A 20975-nucleotide genomic window follows, 5' to 3' on the forward strand; every position below is an offset into this window, starting at 1 on the left:
ACCCTGTGAATGCGGCTGCGTCATGCTTTTGCTGCTGCCGAATATCTTCTATACTATAGTCATTATCGGGTTGACCTATTTTGGGAGGAACATAACGCATGAGCATATCACATCAATCGAGTGACAAGCCGGTCCAGGTATTTCCGTGCCTGACGGCGGTTTCGCCTGAGGAGTGGCGGGAGTCCGGGCCGTTCATCCGGCGTTTTAAAGCCAAATCGCGAATATTCCATCGGGATGATGCGGCGGCATATGGTATGTTCCTTCTCAGTGGAACTGCGAGGATTACGGTGATCGGCGAAAATGGCTCCGAATCCGTCATCAACCTGCTGACGGCGGGAGAAATTTGCTCACTCTTGGTGCTGAGCGGTCTGAGCGGGCGCGAGTATCCCGGTGAGCTGACTGCCGAGACCGAAGCGGAAGTACTGTTTGTGCGGAAAAGCAGCTTTATGCGTTGGGTACAGGAGTACGAGTCTATTCGCGCCACGGTGTTCGGCGGGCTGCTTGACGGCATGCTCCGCATGGTGGAACGGACGCAGCAGCGCCAGACCCTCCCGCTTGACAACCGCCTTGCCGGAGCACTGCTGCGAATGACGGCCGGGGAAGCGCCGACGGTTCGGATCACCCATCAGGAGCTGGCCGAAGAGGTCGGTTCGGTTCGCGAAGTCGTGACAAGGGCACTTGCCCGGTTTCAGCGGAAAGGGTGGATCGAGACCAGCCGGGGAACAGTCCGTATTTTGCAGCGCAAGCTGCTGGAAGAGGAGTTTGGTGACCTGGTCACAGAGGAATCCGGAGCTTCCTGCTAAAGTGGGTTCATGCATCTCATGCATAGAAGATCCATGAGGAGGAATATCGTATGACTAACCTGCTGATGACCGGGGATAAAGCCCCGCTCTTCCAATCGATCGACCAGCACGGCGATCCGGTTTCGCTGGACCAATTCCGCGGCCGCAAGGTGCTGCTGTCGTTCTTCCGTAATGCGGCATGCGCTATGTGCAATTTACGCGTTCATCAAATGATCCAGAGGTACCCCGACTGGCGTCGCCAGGGGCTTCAAGTCATCGCGTTTTTTGAATCGCAGGAAGCGAACCTGCACAAGTATGTAGGCGCGCAGCAGGCGCCTTTTTCGCTCATTGCCGATCCGAATGCCGCCATCTATAGCCTGTATGGAGTCGAATCGTCGGAATCCAAGACGGAAGCTACATTAGCGTTGCCGAATGTTCATGAACTGGCAGATGAAGCGGCGGCGGCCGGTTTTCCGCTTACGCCTGAAGAGGGGGCCAATTTCCACCGCATTCCGGCCGAGTTTCTGATCGATGAAGAGGGGATCATAAGGACCGCATATTACGGAAAGCTGATTACCGATCACCTTCCTTTTGAACGGGTGGACCGGTTCGCAGCGTCCTCCCCAGAGGTGCACCTATGAAGCCGGAGAATCGGTCACGCTAAAAGCCTTTGAAATAAGGCGAGACAATCCCTTACCATTGTTATTGATTGTTTGGGACCAAACAGTCACAGCAGGAATTTCCTTGCTTTGGCTGTTTTTATTTTCGTTTTCTCTAAATATTCCTTTGTGGTAGTATTTGGTCAGGAGGCATGAAGATGAACACGACAACTTTGACTGCGCTTGCTGAGCCTAACCGGCTGCATATTATCGAGCTCATTCGCGACCGTGGCCCCCTGGCCATTGGCGATATCGCGAATCGGCTTGAACTCAATCAGCCCCAGACATCCAAGCATGTCCGGGTTCTTCACGAGGCCGGCCTCGTTGAAGTGCAGCCTGCCGCCAACCGGCGAATCATTAAGCTGCGTACCGAACCATTTCAAGAGCTGGACCACTGGCTTGAGTCTTTCCGATCGATGTGGGATGACCGTTTGGACCGCCTGGATGAATATCTGCGGGATATCCAGAGGCGAGATTCATCGGAATGAACGATATGAATCCCTCATATGAACCGCAAAAAAACATCGCGATGTCGTGATGTTTTTTCTTTTGCTTCAAGTTGAACCCCTTTTAAGACTGCATGGATGCCCCTAATTCTTCCAAGTCATGTTTTAACCACTCCATAAAACGGCGGGAGACCTGCGAATGGGTCTTTTCCTTGCGCTGGATGACGCCGAGGTAGACTGGGCCGTGATCCGGCAGATCGAAATCAAGAATCGCGATATTGTCCTTGCGGAAGGCCGGCTCGTTCATGAACGAAAAGTTGAGCCCGATGGTCACGGCACCATGATTCATGCACGCCCTGAAGATCAGATCCCGGTTATTGGTGGTGAAGAGCACGTCTACCGGGCCATAAAGTGACTGAAAGTTGTCCATATACCACTTCACATAATCGTCGTTATAGAGGACGACGGTCTGCTGCCTTAATTCTTCAGGACCGACCGCGTGCTTCAGGGCGAGCGGCGACGCGCTGCTGATGCCGGCGACCATGTGCACGGGGAGCAGCCGTTCGAAGGCAAGGCCGGTGCGTTCGATCAACCGGTTTTTGAACAAAATGATGAGTCCGAGATCGCTTTTGTCCTGGTTCACATCGTCAATGATGTCCTGCGAGCCTTTTTCCACGATCTCCAGCTTCACGTCCGGAAACTTCTTTTTAAATTCGATCACGACACGCTCAAGAAGAGACATAGGGCTTGGGATGGTCGCGACCCGCAGCCGGCCCTTGACCGTACCCGAAAATCCGCGGGCAGCCGCCAGCAGATCTTCATATTTCTCCAGCGTTTCATATGCTTTTTTGATAATGATTTTGCCTTCGGGAGTCAGGGTGACTCCGGATTTGGACCTGGTAAAAATGCTGATCCCCCACTCTGATTCCAGACTGGTGATGGCTTGGCTGACCGCTGAAATCGTCACGTGAAGCTGCTCGGCCGCTTTGGAAATCGAACCGGCCCGCGCCACCTCCACCAAGTACTCAAGCTTTTCCGTATTCATGAAGCATCGTCCTTTGATCTTTAAGTTTTTCTTAAATAAAATTCAATAGGTTTAAATTTTGCTGAATCTCAAGACATGTTAACATAATGATGTGAGATACGAAAGGAAGGGATTCATGATGAGACTCGAAGGAAAAGTTGCACTGATTACAGGCGCAGGCGCCGGGATTGGCAAAACGACGGCTCTCCGCTTTGCGGAAGAAGGCGCCAAAGTCGTCGTTACCGATATTAATCTCGACAGCGCCAAGCAGACGGCTGGTGAAATCACGCAGGCCGGCGGCGAAGCTGCAGCATTCCGTCATGATGTCAGCAATGAGGACGAATGGAAAGAAATTGCGAATGCCGCGGTTCAGCAGTTTGGCCGCATCGATATTTTGTTCAACAATGCCGGCATTTATTTCATCAAGCCGCTGGCCGACATCGAACTGTCGGAATGGAACCGGATGATGGCGATCAACGTGACCGGCGTTTTCCTTGGGATGAAGCACGTGATGCCCTTCATGGCCAAACAAAAGGGTGGCTCCGTCATTAACGCATCCTCCATTGCGGGGCTGACGGGCGCATCCGGCCATATCGCTTACGGAGCTTCTAAAGGCGCGGTCCGGACGATGACCAAGGACGCCGCGATCGAATACGCAGCCGCAGGCGTTCGGGTGAACTCGATCCATCCGGCCTACATCAACACCGCCATGGGCGCTTATGCGTCGGAGGTGAGCCAAATGTCCGAAGCCGAACTTGGTAAAAAGGTTGCGCCGATGGGCCGTTTCGGTACGGTGGAGGAAGTAGCGAATCTGGTGGTATTCCTGGCATCGGACGAGTCGTCGTATTCCACGGGATCCGAATTTGTCATCGACGGCGGGGCAACGGCTATCTAAGAGTCTGTACATTAAAGTGAATTCATAGGAGCGTGTTCAATCATGAAATTTGATTCTAAAGTAGCGATCGTTACCGGCGGCGCCAGCGGCATCGGGGAAGCGACGGTACGGATGTTTGCCTCCGAAGGGGCGAAGGTCGTTATCGCCGATTTTTCGGACAGGGGCCAGACCCTTTCAGAGGAGCTGAACGCTCAGGGTTACGATACGCTGTTTGTGAGAACTGACGTGACGCAAGAAACCGAGGTACAGCGAATGGTCGAGCAAACGGTCGCCAAGTTCGGCAAGCTGGACATCCTGTTCGCCAACGCGGGTATCGCCAAGGACGGACCGGCGGACCGGTTATCGTCGGACAGCTGGCAGCGGACGATCGACATTAACCTGACGGGTGTATTTTTAAGCAACAAATATGCGGTCCAGCAGATGCTAGCCCAAGGCACGGGCGGGGCGATCGTGAACTGCGGATCCATTCACAGCCATGTAGGCAAGGCGGGTGTCACGGCCTATGCGTCCGCCAAGGGCGGGGTAAAGCTGTTGACCCAGTCAATGGCAGCCGATTATGCCGCCAAGGGCATCCGGATCAATGCGGTGTGCCCGGGATATATCGACACGCCGCTCATTCAGGGCAGGGACGAAGCGATTACCGCACATCTGACAGCCCTTCATCCGATGGGACGGCTCGGCAAGCCGGAGGAAGTCGCCAAAGCCGTGCTGTTCCTGGCGAGTGAGGATGCTTCCTTCATCACCGGCGCCAGCTTGCTGGTCGACGGGGGATACACGGCGGTATAAGAGGAGTGCCTGCTGGGCATGATAGAGTACTAAACCGATACAGCGCAGAATATGGAGTGGGGGCAACCCCGTAATGCTCCTGTTCTGCGCTTTTTTGTATTAAACGATGCCTGAATACAACTGATCACAACGGGTAAGACCGGGTGGGAGTTTTCGATTTTGCTGGTCGGAAATGCCGTGTTTTGGTGGACCCGGTTATTTTTTCAGCGAAAAACAGAGTAAATATCGTAAGCAGCAGAAGGTGAACCAAGCTCTGCTATAGAAATTAGCTGTATGGCTGATATTCCGATGCTTGCTCGAAGCGGCATGGATATGCGCAGCACTATAAGAGCAGGGAGGTAGCTCGTTGTGACTAACCATCCATCACAGACGCCGGAAATTCAGGCTTATCTGGACCGGATCGGATTCCAAGGCAAGCTGGACAATGGGGCGGACACGCTGGCGGAACTGCAGCACTGCCATATTTACAGCGTTCCCTATGAAAATTTGGATATTTTAAACGGTGTGCCCCTATCGCTTGACATTCGGGACCTATACGACAAAATCGTCGTGCGCCGGCGCGGCGGATACTGCTTTGAGCTCAATGCGCTGTTTGGCTGGCTGCTGGGCGAACTGGGATTTCCCGTGACCCACTATTTCGCCAGATTTTGGCGCGATGAGGATAACCTGCCTCCGAAGCGAAGGCATCATGTGCTTCAGGTCGAAGCAGAAGGCGCCCGATATTTGTGCGATGTCGGAGTAGGCGGAAATGTCCCAGGCAGGCCTGTACTGATTAAGGAGCATCTGGAACAGCCGCAGGGAACCGAATGCTATCGCCTGGACCGGGATTCGTTCTTCGGCTGGCAGCTGATGGAGCGGAAAGGGGAGGATTGGCGGCTCATTTATTCTTTTGCCGAAGAGCCCCAGCTGCCGCGGGATTATGTGATGGCCTCGTTCTGGTGCGAGCATGCTCCGGAATCGATTTTCAGACAGGGGCCGATGGTGTTTATCCGCACGTCGGAAGGGCGAAACACGGTCGCTGGCGACGAATTCCGAATCTTTGCCGGCAAGGAGGTGCGCATTCTCACTCCCCGGACACCGGAAGAGAAGCGGGATGCGTTCAGGCAGTATTTTGGCATCGTCCTCCCTGAATAAAATGACTGCGGCTCCCATCAAGATTGGGCGTGGGCAGCCGCATCATAATGAAAAGTGCCGTCTCCCTCTGGAAGGGACAACGGCACTTTTTTGCGGTTGGCGGTTCACACTAAAATACGCTCCGGACTAACCCGCCGTCGATCCGCAGCGCGGCCCCGTTGATCGCAGAGGAGAGGGGGCTGCTGATAAACGTGACAAGGTGAGCAATTTCCTCCGGCCGGATCAACCGCTGAATGATCGAGGTCGGCCGGTTTTCCCGCATGAAGCGCTGCTCCGCCTCCCGGATCGTTAACGACTCGCCCGGATACAGGGTATCGAGCATTGTCTCAACCCCCTCCGTCAGGGTGGAGCCGGGCATCACGGTATTAACCGTCACGTTCGTTCCCTTGGTCAGCTCGGCTAGGCTGCGGGAGATCGACAGCTGCATCGTCTTGGTGGCGCTGTAATGCGCCATCTCCTGCGACGGCATGACGGCGGCTTCGCTGGCAATGAAAATAATTCTTCCGCGGTCCTGCTGCATCATGCGTTTCAGATAATGCCGGCTCAAGCGGACACCGCTCATAATGTTGACCTCAAAGAAGCGGAACCATTCCTCATCCGGGATATCGAAAAATTCGGCAGGCTCAAAAATGCCCAGATTGTTCACCACGATATCGACATCCGGATGCTGTTCCATCAAGGTGCGGCAGCCTTGTTCCGTACCCAAATCGGCGACTGCGGGAACGAGTTCGGCTCCGGCATGACGCCCCCGGATCTCTTCGATCGTTTCGTGGACCTTGTCTTCACGGCGGCCGTTAATCAGAACTTTGGCCCCTTCTGCAGCCAAAGAATCAGCGATCGCCTTGCCGATACCGGAAGTGGAACCGGTGACTAGCGCGGTTTGTCCAGATAGCTGAAGCTCCATGATGATATCCTCCTTCAACAGAATCCCCAAATAGGATCCCTACAATTTGATCTTTTATACCACTATGTTCCAGTTCTTCTTTCAAACTGTCAAGCCTGCCGCATCAAAAAGTTCAAAAGCGTCAGAACATCCGTCACCTGCCGGCCGGAACAGAGGCGGTGTTTGCCCTAGATCGTAGTAACGTTTCTAGCAGAATGGCATTGATCTATGAAAAAATGGGTCACTTACGAAGAACACATCGTTCCTGAGCTTACTATAGGGTGGACTGGAACCGCATTGAGCCGGAAGACTCTTGGAAGGTAAGTTAAGTAACAAGCATAATCCGGAAAGAAAAACCGTTGGAAGGCAGGCTCTATGGGAGCCCGCTATACTCATAAGTGCAGAACGGTGTAGACGTGCGGTATTGTGAGCAATCCGGGGGAATGGCGGGCTGGAAGGATTCCGGGCATGGTTTTCCCGTACATTTCCACCGTTTTCCTGCCTTGTGTGCTCCTTTTGGCTGAGAATATAATCAGCTTATTACACGACATATCGAAGAAGGAGAAGTCATGGGAATATGGGTGCGTGAACGGTCGTTTTACAGCATGTTTATCCGGTTAACCGTGCTGATCGGACTGCAAAATATTATTACGCTTGGCGTCAATTTGTCGGATAATCTGCTGCTTGGAGGATACAGCGAATCCGCGCTGTCCGGGGTTGCGCTGGCCAACCAGATCCAGTTTATTTTGCATATGCTGGTCATGGGGGCGGCCGAAGGGCTGGTCATCCTGTCCTCCCGAAATTGGGGCGCCAAAAATATAGACGCCATCAAACGGGCCTCCAGCATCGGGATGCGGATCGCCCTGGCTGTAAGCGTGATCATGTGGGCGGTCGTTTTTTTCTTCCCGCACGGCTGCCTGTCGCTGTTTACGAACGAGCAGAACGTGATCGCGGAAGGGGCGAAGTATTTAAAGATCATCTGTTTTTCGTACATATTTTTTGCGGTGACCAACATTTTGCTGGCGGCGCTCCGCAGCGTCGAGGTCGTGCGGATCGGCTTTCTCGTTTCGCTGTCCACTTTGATCATTAATGTGTGCCTGAATTACCTGCTGATTTATGGCCACTTGGGATTCCCGCGCCTTGGGGTGAGCGGTTCGGCCATCGCCACACTGACCGCAAGGGTGATCGAATGCGTAATCGTCCTCACCTTCGTAAAGAAGTTCGATCAGCGGATCCGCTTTAAGCTGAAAGATTTTTACAGCATCGACAGATCTCTGTTTAAGCAGTATCTGCGGATCGGATCACCTGTGCTGATGGCCAACCTGCTGTGGGCCGTATCGATGGGTGCCCAGACCGCCATCCTCGGACATATGGGCGAGGCGGCGATCGCCGCCAACAGCGTGGCGAACACGATTTTTCAGCTGGTCACGGTCGTTACTTACGCATCGGCCAGCGCGACGGCGGTCATCATCGGCAAGACAATCGGGGAAGGGAATACGGGAAAGGTCATTTCCTACAGCAAAACGCTGCAGCTGCTGTACTTGATCATCGGCGTACTGACCGCGGTCCTGCTGTTTGCCGTGAAGGACGTCGTCCTCGATTTGTATGCAATATCGGAGAGCTCCAAAACGCTGGCCCTGCAGTTCATGACTATTCTGTCGGTGACGGTCGTCGGTACGGCATACCAGATGCCAGCCTTGACCGGCATTGTCCGCAGCGGAGGAGACACTAAGTTCGTCCTGTACAACGACTTCATTTTCATGTGGCTCATTGTGCTGCCGGCTTCGGCGCTGTGTGCGTTTGTGTTTGATCTGTCGCCGGTCATTACGTTTATGTGCCTCAAATGCGATCAAATCCTGAAATGCTTTGTTGCGATCGTAAAAGTGAACAGGTACCGCTGGATCCGGGTGTTTGACGAGCGTGGCGGGAAGCCGAAGGACGCTGGCGGCAATGTCGCGACCTGATGCAGGATGATCAACATCCGGCAGGAGGCCTTAAGGGAAGGAGCGATTCGCTTAAGATGATATGGGACTGCGCGATCATCGGCGGAGGACCCGCCGGACTGAATGCCGCATTGGTGCTGGGGCGCTCCCGTAGGACGGCGGCGCTGATCGATAATGACCAGCCGCGAAACCGGGTCACACGGGTATCGCATGGCTATCTGACGCGGGACGGTGTCCGCCCCGAACAATTCCGAAACTTGGCATATGAGGAGATCGGGAGGTATCCTACCGTTCGCCGGTTCTTTGCAACGGCTCTGGAGGTGAATGCGGCCCGCGGTGCTTTCCGCGTTATCACTTCGATGCGGGAGGAAGTGTGGGCCAGAACGCTGATTCTGGCAACCGGGCTGCACGAAACGCTGCCCCGCATTCCCGGCCTAGAGCCGCTGTATGGAAAAAGCATCTTTAATTGCGTTTATTGCGACGGCTATGAGCTGCAGGACCGGCCATTGTTTGTGCTGTCGGAGCAGCCGGGACTGTATCACTTCGTCAAGACGGTTCACCATTGGAGCCGGGATTTAATCGTCCTGACAAACGGCAAGCCTGTTCTGACGCCCGGGGAAAAGGAAAGGCTCCAAGTCAAGGGGGTGCTTGTTGTGGAGGAGCCGATTCATTCGTTCAGGGGAGACGGAGGGCAGTTAACGGAAGTTGTATTTCACAGCGGTGCTTTCATTCCGCGAGCCGGAGGCTTCATCGTGCCCCATTGGTCACAGAAGGCTCCCTTCGCGGCGCAGCTGGGCTGCAGGCCCGATGGAGCGGGCGGCATTGCTGTGGATGAACTGGGCAGAACGAGCGTGAAGGGTGTGTACGCTGCTGGCGATACCGCCCGTTTCGGGCCTTCGCAGCTGATCATTGCTGCAGGACAGGGGAGCAAAGCCGCCATGGCAGTGAATGCGGATTTGATCGATGAGGAGTTTTGATGGGAACGATGCTCGCTGTAGAACCAAGCTCAGCATGTATATAATCGTACATCGTATCAGTTTCACGGGCCATATTCCCGGTTTCTACTTGGGAATACGGCCTTTTTTAGTAGGGATGATCCAACCGATCAAGCAATTGATCCGCCACCTTTCGCTCGCCCTCGGACAGGCTGCCGGTTTGTTTCAACTGCTCCAATTTCGCCTTGATCTGGGCGGTATCCTGATAACTTAGTCCATAAGCCAGATGGGATACTACGGACTCGATTTGAGATGGAGTTTTCAATCCTGCGAGCGCTTCGATGAACTTGGATGGTTCCCGCGTGTACAGCTCGGCCAGAATGGCCGCATAACTCTCGGCAGAAGCCCCGTCCGTACCGTTATCTGCTCTTACGATGTTAGGATAATCTCCGGTTTCGATCTTATCCAGTTGATTATAGAGATACTCAACGGTCTCAAGCGACTTTTGGCCGCTGATCTGGTTATACGTCGTCCAATTGATCCCCGCAATTTGCCGCATCATTTGAGCCACTTTCTCCTCATCGCCAATGTCTGTCCGGGAATAGATTTCATACAGCGCTTTTTCCGCGGAGAACTTCCCGCCTCCTTTCGGAATGACGGCCGCTTGCGGGGAACCGTCCGTCCCGGATTGACCGGCCGAATCGGCGGTAGGCTGCTGCCCGGATGTGCTGGAGCTGCTTGGCGCAGACCCTGTAGCAACGTGATCTGAATCCGAAGAATCGGCACAGGCGCTGAGCGATCCGCACAGTATCGCACACACGGCAAACAACGCAAATTTGTGGTTCATCCGAAATCTCAACCCTTTCTTGTATATCTGGATACATATTCCAGACGTTACATAGAGATAAAAGTTGCTGTTGACCGGGGGGATTAACAAATTTATACAGCAGAGGATGAGAAAATTATCGTATCGGCATCCGTCAGCAAGGCCTTTTGACAACCCATCTGCCATAGTCAGAAATCAAGCGTTACTTATGAACTATCTTCATCTGCTATAATTAGGTCTAATGATGCGTTAAGGAGGCCGCCCAAGTATGGCGAATTCAGTTTTTGAGCTGCTCGAGATCGATGACAGCCTTCCGTTTGACGTATCCCTGCACAGTGTGAATTACGTGCCCAGCCACTGGCATAACAGCGTTGAGATCATTTTTGTGCTGCGGGGAACGCTTGAGGTTTCGATCGACACGGTCAGCCATACGCTCAAGGAAGGCGATGTGCTGCTGATTAACCAGCATCATGTCCATGAGGTCATTGGCCTGGACATGAACATTATCGCCACCTACCAAATTCCAACCGCTTATTTGAAAGAACATATTGCAGGTTTTGAGGGCTTTTCCTTTGCATTTCAGGCCAGTAAATCCGGGCCGGAATCCCGCGATGCCGTTTCCCGGCTGCGCCGGCTGCTTGCCGAGATGGTCCAGCTCAAATACAAGCAGACAGAGACGTATGGACTGGAGATGCAGGCCGCGATGCTTGGCGTTCTTTCCATCCTGGTCAAGCAGTTCAAGGTTCCGCTGTCCGAAGGCGGTATCAGTGAGCGGTACATGGACCGGATGCTGCGGATTATTACGTATATCGATAACCATTACCGCGAGCCCATCACCCTTCAGTCCATCGCAGACCGGGAGTTTCTGTCCGTGCCTTATTTATCGAAATTTTTGAGCGAAAATATCGGACTGAATTTTCAGGCTTATCTGACCAGCATTCGGTTAAAAAATGCCGTCGAGGATCTGCTGCGCCAAGAGGAAATCCCCATTGCCGACTTGGCTATGTTTCACGGTTTTCCGAACGCCAAGTCGTTCTATTCCGCGTTTAAGAACAGATACCATGTGACGCCGAACGAGTATCGGAAACAGTACCGGCCGGAGCCGGGAAAGAAGAAGGAAAAATCGACTTCGAATTATATGGAGTTCAATCAATCCAGCGCACTCGGGATTATCAATCAATACCTGGAGCGGGGCGCATCGCCGGGCGACAGGGAGGTGCATTCGCTGGAAACGCTCACCCGCCAGGTGGATGCGGCCGTGAGGACCCAGACGATATCGCATACGTGGAAAAACTTGATCACGATCGGCAAAGCCAAGGAAGGGCTTCATGCCGACGTTCAGCGGCAGCTCCGTTACGTTCAGGAGCGGTGTCCGTTTCGCTTTTTGCGTTTTCACGGCATTTTTGATGACGGCATGATGGTTTACCATGAGAGGGAGGACGGGCAGCCAGCCTACAATTTCCGGCTCGTCGACCAATTATTTGATTTTCTGCTTTCCATTCATCTGAAGCCGTTTGTGGAGCTTGGGTTTATGCCCTCCGCGCTCGCGGCGGATCCGGGAAAAGGGCTCTATTTTCGCAGAAGCTATACAAGCCCGCCAAAGTCCCTCGACACCTGGTGCGAGCTTATTGACCGCTTTATCCGGCACTGCATGAACCGGTACGGTCCGGCGGAGGTTGAGAGCTGGATGTTCGAATTTTGGAACGAGCCGGAGCTCGAGGTGTATTGGCCGGGAACGGATGAAGAGTACTTCGAGTTATATTCCCGAACTTTCCATACGATGAAGAACATTTCGCAGAATCTGCGGATCGGGGCGCCAGGGCGAATTATAACGCTTCGCTCCAACTTGTTCAGCGAGCGGTTTTTTGCCTTTTGCCGGGAGCGGGATTGCCTGCCCGATTTTATCCCGTGCCATTTCTATCCGCATGAAAATCTGGAGGGATTCTTCGAGCCGGATGAAGAACAAAGCGAGCTGCGCAAACTGGAGCCATACCGCATCCTGCTGGAGGAGTTCCGGGGCATTTCGCCGAACCCGGATTATTTACGGGACATGCTGACCCGGGAGAAGCAGCTTCTTGAAAAGGAGGGCCTGTCGGACCGCGAGATATACCTGACGGAATTTAATTCCACGGCGTTTCACAGGGAGCTGACCAACGATACGCTGTACAAGGCGGCATACATCGCGAAAAATTTGATCGATAATCTCGACCGGATTCAGGGCTTCGGCTACTGGGTGCTCAGCGACAATATCGAAGAAACGTCGGCATCCCCTGCGTTGTTCCACGGCGGGCTGGGTCTGATCGCCCAGTACGGGATTCCGAAGCCTGCTATGTATGCCTACGAGCTGCTGGCCAAGCTGGGGGGTCAGCTTATTGAACGCGGCGAAGGCTATATTGTGACTAAGAGCGCGAATGCCTATCAGATTCTGTGCTACAATTACTGCCACTTCGATGACCTGTATGCTCTGGGGGATACTTCTTTCGTGACACCGACCAGTCGGTACAGCGGGTTCAAAAACGAGAGAACCGTCAAGCTGGAATTCCAGCTGGATGGAATAGACAGCGGCAGGTATAAAATCGTCCGCCGTTCCTTGAACCGGTCGAGCGGGAGCAGCTTTGACGTGTGGGTGGAAATGGGTGCACCGGCTATCATGACCGGGGAGGATCTGCATTATATCAGGCAGAGATCGGAGCCCGGTCGCCATATCACCCAAGTTAATGTGGAGAACCGCCATATGACCTGTACATTTACGCTGGAACCGCACGCAGTTGAGCTCGTCGAGCTAATTCCGGTCATTTGACGCAGGGGTTGTGTCAATTTTTAACCTGAATTTTCGCGGCGCGAAGTGAAACGCTTACAAATGAATTAAAAATGGCCATAAAAGACTGCAAACCGCCGCCTCTCCTGAGCTGGGCGGTTTGTTTTATAATTGGTTTGTAAACGTTTTCAGATAATGAGGAGGTCAACCCATATGGCTAAAGCAAAAATTATCGGTCAAACGATCACGCCATTCAAACGGCTCACTTTCGGTATCATGTTCGGATATGCGTGCATGATGCTGGCTCTAATGACACCTGCAACGCTTCTATTAACTTTTAAAATGGTCGAAATCGATCCGAACGGCTATACCTCCTCCTACGGCTTGGTATCCGGGATTGGGGCCTTCTTTGCCCTGATCGGCAACCCGCTCGGCGGAGCGATCAGCGACCGGACCAACATCTCCTTCGGCCGCCGGCGCACATGGATTCTGCTCGGCCCGCTGTTTGGCTGTGCCGCACTACTGTGGGTCGGAATGTCCACGCAGATCTGGCAGATCATCATCGGCTGGGCGATCGCCCAATTGTTCTTCAACTTCGGCATGGCCGCGTACACAGCGCTGATTCCCGATCAGGTGAAGGAAGAGAAGCAGGGAACGATCTCCGGGCTGCTGGGTACCGTGTTACCAGTAGCTATGGCGCTGGGCATGGTGCTGATGACGGCCATGACGGACGCCTCCTCAACGACGAAATGGAGCCTGCTTGCGGCCATCGGGATCGTGGGACCCATCATCAGCTTGTTTATCATCCAGGACGGAAAAGTGCAGATCGAACACATGGCACAGGAAAAGATGACGCTTGGCGAAAAGTTGAGCAGAGTCTACCCAAACCCGCGAAAATTTCCGGCGTTCAGCTGGGCGGTCGTATCCAAGTTTTTGTTAATGATGGGGTACTGCAGCAGCTTGTATCTGACCGTTATGCTGGTAAACCGCATGGGCTATAGTGAAAGCGCTGCAACCGCAGCCGTGGCTACCATTAACATCGTGTCCATGGTGGCGATGGCGGTCACGAGTATTTTTGGCGGCGTCTTATCCGATAAGTTCCGTAAGCAAAAGCCATTCCTGTATATTTCGGCTCTCATTATTATCGCAGCCATTCTCATCTATGCCTTTATCGCGCATAACACGGCATTTATCGTAGCATCCGCCGTCATGGGACTCGGGTTCGGCTGTTTCACGGCGGTCGATATGGCGCTGGTTTCGCGAATTCTTCCGAACAAGGAAGACGCGGCCAAAGACTTTGGCATTATGAACGTAGCCAACGCGCTGCCGCAGTCGATCGTGCCGGCCATCGCACCCCTGCTGCTAAACATCGGCGGCTGGTCCTTCTTCTATATCGTGCTTGCGGTCTGCGTCGTGGCAGGGGTAGCCGCGCTCAAGCCGCTGCCTGAAGTCGGGGAGCACGCCGGTGAAAGTAATCCAACCAATCTGGAAATGGGGAGAAGCGTATCATGAAACGAAATCTGACAGACATCATCTCTCAAATGACTTTAGAAGAAAAAGCCAGCCTATGCTCGGGGCTGAATATGTGGCAGACGAAACCGATTGAGCGCCTCGGCATTCCGTCCATTGTGATGACGGACGGTCCGCACGGCCTGCGCAAGCAGGCCAATCCGGGGGACATGTCGAGCAAGACGGTGCCTGCCACCTGCTTCCCGAGCGGAGCGGGTCTGGCTTCTTCCTGGGACCGCGAGCTGATCCGGGAAGTCGGCGCCGCGATCGGCGAGGAGTGCCAGCAGGAGGACGTGCAGATTATCCTCGGGCCTGCGGTCAATATTAAGCGGTCACCGCTATGCGGCAGAAACTTCGAATATTTCTCGGAAGATCCGTACCTGTCCTCGGAAATGGGCGCGAGCCATGTGAAAGGCGTCCAAAGCCAAGGCGTCGGAACGTCGGTGAAGCATTTTGCGGCCAACAATCAGGAGACGCTGCGCAACTCGATTAACGCCGTGGTCGACGAGCGGACATTGAACGAAATTTACCTGCGCAGCTTTGAGGGTCCGGTTATCGAAGGTGATGCCTGGACCGTGATGTGCGCCTATAACCAGGTGAACGGCGATTACTGTTCGGAGAACGATTACCTTCTGAACCAGGTGCTGAAGCAAAGATGGGGCCACGGCGGACTGGTCATGACCGATTGGGGCGCCATTAACGAACGGGTGAAAGGACTAAAGGCCGGACTGGAGCTGGAAATGCCTTATGTCGGTCCGGAGCATGACCGGATGATCATGGAGGCCGTCCAGTCCGGAGAACTGGACGAAGCCGTGCTGGATGATGCGGTTCGCCGTCTGCTCACTGTCATTTTCAAAGGATACGACGGTAAAAAGGAAGGCTTCACCTACGATGCGGAAGCCCATCACCAACTGGCCCGGCGCGCGGCCGCGGACTGTATGGTTCTCTTAAAGAATGAGGGAGGCCTGCTCCCGCTGAAGCCGGAGCAATCGGTCGCCGTCATCGGCGCATTCGCCAAGCATCCGCGATACCAGGGCGGCGGCAGCTCGCACATTACTCCGACACGATTGGATGCTCCATTTGATGCGATTGCAGGAATGTCCGCTGACTGTGCGTTTGCCCCGGGCTATCTGCTCAAAGGCGGCGAGGCCGACGACAGCTTGATCGAAGAAGCCGTGAAGCTGGCGCAAAGCAAAGACGTGGCCGTCATCTTCGCCGGCCTGCCGGATTCGTTCGAATCCGAAGGCGTCGACCGCACACGGCTGGATATGCCTTCCCCGCACATCCGCCTGATCGAGGCGGTCGCGGCGGCGCAGCCCAATACGGTTGTCGTGCTGTCCAACGGATCGCCGGTGACGATGCCTTGGCTTCCGCAAGTCCCAGCGGTGCTGGAAGGCTATCTGGGCGGGCAGGCGACGGGAAGCGCAGCGGCCGACGTGCTGTACGGGAAGGTGAACCCAAGCGGCAAGCTGGCGGAGACGTTTCCCGTTCGGCTGGAACAGACGCCGGCGTTCCTGAATTTCCCGGGGGGCAAGAGCGAAGTGACGTACGGGGAAGGCTTGTTCGTAGGCTACCGATATTATGAAGCGAAAAAAGAGGAGCCGCTTTTCCCGTTCGGTTACGGTCTTAGTTACACAACCTTTGCTTATGAAGATATCCGGGCTGACCGAACGTCTATGAAGGATACCGACACCGTCAACGTGTCTGTTACCATTCGCAACACCGGTGCGGTTGCCGGCAAGGAAATCGTGCAGCTGTACGTCAAACCGCTGGAGAGCCATGTCGTCAGACCGGTCAAGGAGCTGAAGGGGTTTGCCAAGGTTCATCTGCAGCCGGGTGAAGCGAAGACGGTCCATTTTGCGCTGGATCAACGGGCTTTTGCCTACTTCAATACCGATATTCATGACTGGTTCGCCGAATCCGGCGCTTACGACATCGTTGCAGGTCCATCATCGGCGGATACGCCCCTGGCCGTTACCCTGAGCCTGGAGTCGACCGGGATTCCGTTCCGCAAAGTGGGGCGTAACACCAAGTTCTACGAGCTGATGGCCATTCCCGAAACGGCTGCGTTTGCGGAGGAAGCGATGGAGGGCAGCCTGGAGCGCCTGAAACAGATGGGAGCTATGTTTGCCGAGAGCATGGGAGACGACGGAATCGCCGAGCTGTTCGAGGCCATGGTGAAGTGGCGGAAGTATGACGCTCTGCGCTCGCTGTCCGGTATGATGGGCGGGGGAACGTCGGAAGCGGATTTATCGAAAATCATCGACGATCTGAACACGAAGCTGAAACTGAATTCGTAATTCCGATGATGGAGTGGAGGAAAGAGAACATGTCGAATACAAAAGCTGCACTAAATATAGAAGAAATTCGTTATGTGAACAATCCCGATGGACCGACGCTGGGCTATTCGGCTGCCTCGGGAGTAAAGATCCTGGAACAGGATGGCCTGTATTTCAAGGACCTGAGCAGGGACGGCCAACTGGATCCTTATGAGGATTGGCGGCTGTCGCCTGTAGAGCGGGCCAAAGATCTGGCGTCCAAGATGACGACCGAGCAAATTGCCGGTCTGATGCTGTACAGCCGCCATCAGGCGGTGCCTGCGGCGAGCGGAGGCTGGTTCTCCGCAACCTACGGAGGCAAATCCTTTGAAGAGAGCGGCGTCAAGCCGTGGGAGCTGACCGATGAACAGCTCCATTTTCTGGCCCAGGATCACGTGAGACATATCCTGGTCACCACTGTGGAGAGCCCGGAGTCCGCTGCCAAGTGGAATAATCGGGTGCAGGCATTTGCCGAAGGACATGGCCTCGGTATTCCGGCCAACAACAGCTCCGATCCGCGGCACGGCTCCGACTCCAGTTCGGAGTTTAACGCAGGCTCCGGCGGCGCCATCTCCATGTGGCCGGAAACCTTGGGCCTGGCGGCGACCTTTGATACGGAGGTGACGCGGAAATTCGGGGAGATCGCCTCGAAGGAATACCGCGCATTGGGTTTGTCGACGGCGTTGTCCCCGCAGATCGATATCGCCACCGACCCGCGCTGGTTCCGCTTCAACGGAACGTTCGGGGAAGATTCGGCGCTGACGGCCGATATGGCCCGGGCGTACGTCGACGGCTTCCAGACTTCGGAGGGAGAACACGAAATTCAGGAAGGCTGGGGCTATGACAGCGTCAACGCCATGGTGAAGCATTGGCCGGGGGGCGGATCCGGTGAAGGCGGCAGAGACGCCCATTTCGGCTGCGGCAAGTATGCGGTCTATCCCGGGAATAATTTCAGCGAGCAACTGATCCCGTTTACGGAAGGCGCCTTCAAGCTGGCCGGGAAGACGGGCAAAGCCTCTGCAGTCATGCCGTATTACACCATTTCGGCGAACCAGGATACCGTGAACGGCGAAAATGTAGGCAATTCCTATAACGCCTGGTTGATCGGAGATCTTCTTCGCGATCAGTACGGATACGATGGCGTTGTGTGCACCGATTGGATGATTACGGCCGACGAGTCCCCTGCCAAGAACTCTTTCCTCAGCGGCAAGCCGTGGGGCGTGGAGGAACTGACCGTCGGTGAACGGCATTACAAGCTGCTGATGGCCGGGGTGGACCAGTTCGGCGGCAACAACGAAATCGAACCGGTGCTGGAAGCCTACGAAATCGGGGTGCGCGAGCACGGAGAAGACTGGATGCGGCAGCGGTTCGAGCAGTCCGCCGTACGGCTTCTGGTCAATATGTTCCGGCTCGGATTGTTCGAGAATCCGTATCTTGACCCGGATACGAGCGCCCGAGTTGTCGGAAACGCCGAATTTATGCGCGAGGGGTATGAGGCCCAGCTGAAGTCGGTGGTGCTGCTGAAAAATAAAAATGCGGTGCTGCCGCTGAAGGCCGGGAAAAAGGTATATATTCCGAAGCGCTATACGCCGGCAGGAACCGACTGGTTTGGCAACCAAACCCTGGAGAAGCTGGAGTATCCGGTCAGTCTGGAGCTGGTATCCAAATATTTTACGGTGACGGATCAACCGGATGAGGCGGACTTTGGCCTGGTCTTCATCACCTCCCCGAAATCGGGCTTCGGCTACAGCCAGGAGGATGCGGAGCAAGGGGGAAGCGGCTATGTACCGATCAGCCTGCAGTACCGGACTTATACGGCCGAGCATGCACGGGAAGTGAGCCTGGCGGGCGATCCGCGTCCGGAAGACGTGCTGAACCGTTCTTATAAGGGGAAAAGCGTCACGCCTCAAAATACGTCCGACCTGGACGCGGTGCTGGACACCCGGAAGGCGATGAAGGGCAAGCCGGTTATCGTGTCGATGCTGCTCTCGAATCCAGCGGTGGTGAACGAATTCGAGTCCGAAGTGGATGCGATTGTAGCCGATTTTGGCGTTCAGGCGCAGGTGATCATGGAGATCTTGACGGGCAGTGCTGAGCCTTCGGGTCTGCTGCCGATGCAGATGCCGGCCCATATGAAGACGGTTGAGGAGCAGCTGGAGGACGTGGCTCATGATATGGAATGCCATGTGGACTCTGATGGCAACACGTACGATTTTGGCTTTGGCTTGAATTGGGGCGGCACTATCGAAGACGAGCGCACGCGGAAATACCGGAAGCGTTGAAGCAATGAAGCGTTGAGAGGGATCTTCGACAAATATAAATAGTAGAATCCCTCCAGCGAAAAGAATAGATATCACGAAAAGCACACAATAGCTAAGAATCGCCCGCTGATGAAGCGGGCTTTTTTTCGGACCTTCAACGCCGATCGTCCGTTGGCGCATAAGCACCCCGCAATAGCTGTTTGATTAGACTCTTGTTTATGCTATCCGTGTCTTTATAAAGTTTGGCTATATTTATTTTTGGCGTTGAGGCCGCCGAAGTTCTCTGCTACAATTCCAAGCAGAAAGGCGGTCGATCTCGATGGCAAATCAATTTGCCAGTATGCCAAGCGGCTCATGCAAAGCCTATTCATAGGGCGAACCTTTGCATGGGCGGACGATCAGTTTAACAGTTCGCCCTCAGGACGTTTTATTGGATGGGCTTTGCACCTTATTTTTTCATTTTAAATAATAAGGGAGTTGAATGCATTGACCAATCCATGGATAAACAAACGTCAGCATCTCATCAATCTTCAAACACAGGTCCAGCGGCTGCTGGATGAACTTGCGAAAGACGATATCGGTGCAGGATTCCAAGCCGCAGCCTACTGGCATGGTGAACTAGTGGTGAATGCCTTTTCGGGCAGCGCCGATGCCTTAGGACAAAACCCCGTCCATCCGAATACGCTCTTTGTGATGCAGTCCTGCTCCAAAGGTGTGATTTCCACGGCGGTTCATATTCTCGCCGAGCAGGGCAAGCTGGCGTATGATGAGCGGATTTCTCATTACTGGCCCGAGTTCGGGGCGAACGGGAAGGAACAGATTACGCTCCGCCAGGTCCTGACTCATACGGCAGGAGTTCCTTTGATGCCTGCGCACGCGGATATGGAGCTGGTTACCAACTGGCAGGCGATGGTGCACGAGATGGAGCAGTTACAACCTATCTGGGAGCCTGGCACCAAGGCAGGTTATCACGGCTTGACCTTTGGATGGATTCTAGGGGAAACGGCCGCCAGAGCGGATGGCCGGGCGATTGGCCAGATCATTCAGGACGAGATCTGCAAGTCATTAGGAATGGAGAGGGATCTGTACTTAGGGGCCCCGGCGGAAACAGAAACCCGGATCGCCGAAATTAGCGGCGAAGCCGTACCTATCGCTTCCATGCCCGATGACATGCTGTTCAAGCGGGTGCTGCCTCCGGCCCTGGTTCCGGTTGCCAATCCGGAGTGGAACTCGGCTTGCTTCCTTTCGGCAGCCGTACCAGCCGTCAATGCCGTCGCAAATGCTCAGGCGTTAGCGCGCATGTATGCTTCACTGATTGGCGAGGGCGTGGACGGCAGACGCCTGCTCAAGCCGGCCACCATAACCGAGGCAGCACAGCTGCAATTTGAAGGGATCGACGAAGTTGCGCTCGCTCCCGTTCGGTTGGGGCTGGGCTACTCGCTTAGCCAAGACGGCGATGCCATGGGCGGCAGCCGAGGGGCTTTCGGTTATGCGGGATTGGGCGGCATGATCGGATACGCCGATCCGTCGAACGGCCTTGCCGTGGCGGTGCTGTGCAACCGGATGAAGGTTGGGCGGGGAGAACGGTCTCCGGATCGGCTGGTAACGGATCTGATCCGCGAGAAACTTTGTCATACGTAAATTGAATTTTATTCCTTCGTTTGGAGGGCCCGGCTTGTTTTACGGTCGGGCCTTTTTTTTGTCATCGAACGGTGGTTTCAATAGGAATAATCGGCACAAAGCCACTTTATCAGCAAAGCTGATAAAACCTATAAGATCATTCTAATTGACCGTTCCCCCCTGCTGTGATAGGTTC

16 protein-coding genes are annotated in these 20975 nt (G+C 54.5%); 13 read left to right on the forward strand and 3 right to left on the reverse strand.

Annotation, left to right across the window (positions count from 1 at the left end; all coding sequences use genetic code 11):
• The first annotated feature begins 98 nt into the window (after positions 1-98).
• From KI379_RS09755 to KI379_RS09765, 3 genes are all read left to right on the forward strand, one after another.
• Positions 99-803 carry a Crp/Fnr family transcriptional regulator gene (locus KI379_RS09755; RefSeq protein ID WP_212983429.1) on the forward strand — a complete coding sequence of 235 codons (705 nt, stop codon included), beginning with the start codon at positions 99-101 and terminating at the stop codon, positions 801-803.
• A 50-nt stretch (positions 804-853) separates the two neighbouring features.
• A complete protein-coding gene (locus KI379_RS09760) occupies positions 854-1423 on the forward strand; it encodes a peroxiredoxin family protein (protein ID WP_212983430.1) in 570 nt (189 codons plus the stop codon).
• A gap of 176 nt (positions 1424-1599) precedes the next feature.
• Positions 1600-1929 (forward strand): ArsR/SmtB family transcription factor, encoded by a 330-nt coding sequence (locus KI379_RS09765; protein WP_373309551.1) that lies wholly within the window; start codon positions 1600-1602, stop codon positions 1927-1929.
• A gap of 82 nt (positions 1930-2011) precedes the next feature.
• On the opposite strand, the gene KI379_RS09770 is transcribed toward KI379_RS09765, so the two are convergent.
• A complete protein-coding gene (locus KI379_RS09770) occupies positions 2012-2932 on the reverse strand; it encodes a LysR family transcriptional regulator (RefSeq protein WP_212983432.1) in 921 nt (306 codons plus the stop codon).
• 118 nt (positions 2933-3050) lie between these two features.
• On the opposite strand from KI379_RS09770, the gene KI379_RS09775 reads away from it, so the two are divergent.
• From KI379_RS09775 to KI379_RS09785, 3 genes are all read left to right on the forward strand, one after another.
• Complete coding sequence (locus KI379_RS09775) at positions 3051-3806, forward strand: SDR family NAD(P)-dependent oxidoreductase (RefSeq protein ID WP_212984672.1); 756 nt, start codon at positions 3051-3053, stop codon at positions 3804-3806.
• Between the two features lie 42 nt (positions 3807-3848).
• Positions 3849-4592 carry an SDR family NAD(P)-dependent oxidoreductase gene (locus KI379_RS09780; protein ID WP_212983433.1) on the forward strand — a complete coding sequence of 248 codons (744 nt, stop codon included), beginning with the start codon at positions 3849-3851 and terminating at the stop codon, positions 4590-4592.
• Positions 4593-4940: 348 nt separating this feature from the next.
• Complete coding sequence (locus KI379_RS09785) at positions 4941-5726, forward strand: arylamine N-acetyltransferase family protein (RefSeq protein ID WP_212968861.1); 786 nt, start codon at positions 4941-4943, stop codon at positions 5724-5726.
• A gap of 109 nt (positions 5727-5835) precedes the next feature.
• On the opposite strand, the gene KI379_RS09790 is transcribed toward KI379_RS09785, so the two are convergent.
• Positions 5836-6630: an SDR family NAD(P)-dependent oxidoreductase gene (locus KI379_RS09790; protein ID WP_145134381.1), complete on the reverse strand. Its 795-nt coding sequence runs from the start codon at positions 6628-6630 to the stop codon at positions 5836-5838.
• A gap of 548 nt (positions 6631-7178) precedes the next feature.
• Between KI379_RS09790 and KI379_RS09795 the strand changes: the two genes are divergently transcribed.
• Both KI379_RS09795 and KI379_RS09800 read left to right on the forward strand, forming a co-directional pair.
• Positions 7179-8573: an MATE family efflux transporter gene (locus KI379_RS09795; RefSeq protein ID WP_212968860.1), complete on the forward strand. Its 1395-nt coding sequence runs from the start codon at positions 7179-7181 to the stop codon at positions 8571-8573.
• Between the two features lie 56 nt (positions 8574-8629).
• Positions 8630-9529, forward strand: coding sequence for an NAD(P)/FAD-dependent oxidoreductase (locus tag KI379_RS09800; RefSeq protein ID WP_212968859.1), 900 nt, complete (start codon positions 8630-8632; stop codon positions 9527-9529).
• Positions 9530-9635: 106 nt separating this feature from the next.
• Here the strand turns inward: KI379_RS09800 and KI379_RS09805 are convergent, their stop codons facing one another.
• Positions 9636-10334, reverse strand: a complete 699-nt coding sequence (locus KI379_RS09805; RefSeq protein ID WP_212983434.1) for a hypothetical protein — start codon at positions 10332-10334, stop codon at positions 9636-9638.
• 247 nt (positions 10335-10581) lie between these two features.
• Here KI379_RS09805 and KI379_RS09810 point away from each other — a divergent pair, with 247 nt between their 5' ends.
• The 5 genes from KI379_RS09810 (at position 10582) to KI379_RS09830 (ending at position 20800) form a co-directional block, all read left to right on the forward strand.
• A complete protein-coding gene (locus KI379_RS09810; protein ID WP_212968857.1) occupies positions 10582-13113 on the forward strand; it encodes a GH39 family glycosyl hydrolase in 2532 nt (843 codons plus the stop codon).
• Positions 13114-13284: 171 nt separating this feature from the next.
• Complete coding sequence (locus tag KI379_RS09815) at positions 13285-14583, forward strand: MFS transporter (RefSeq protein WP_212983435.1); 1299 nt, start codon at positions 13285-13287, stop codon at positions 14581-14583.
• The gene (locus tag KI379_RS09820) at positions 14580-16880 is read left to right on the forward strand and encodes a beta-glucosidase (RefSeq protein ID WP_212983436.1); all 2301 of its coding nucleotides are present in this window, start codon (positions 14580-14582) and stop codon (positions 16878-16880) included. The genes KI379_RS09815 and KI379_RS09820 overlap by 4 nt, the downstream gene beginning before the upstream one ends.
• Positions 16881-16909: 29 nt before the next feature.
• A complete protein-coding gene (locus tag KI379_RS09825; protein WP_212983437.1) occupies positions 16910-19180 on the forward strand; it encodes a glycoside hydrolase family 3 protein in 2271 nt (756 codons plus the stop codon).
• A 465-nt stretch (positions 19181-19645) separates the two neighbouring features.
• The gene (locus tag KI379_RS09830; RefSeq protein ID WP_244879236.1) at positions 19646-20800 is read left to right on the forward strand and encodes a serine hydrolase domain-containing protein; all 1155 of its coding nucleotides are present in this window, start codon (positions 19646-19648) and stop codon (positions 20798-20800) included.
• The last annotated feature ends 175 nt before the right edge of the window (positions 20801-20975 follow it).

It is taken from the genome of Paenibacillus cineris (genome assembly GCF_018333335.1).
Taxonomy (GTDB): domain Bacteria; phylum Bacillota; class Bacilli; order Paenibacillales; family Paenibacillaceae; genus Paenibacillus_AQ; species Paenibacillus_AQ favisporus.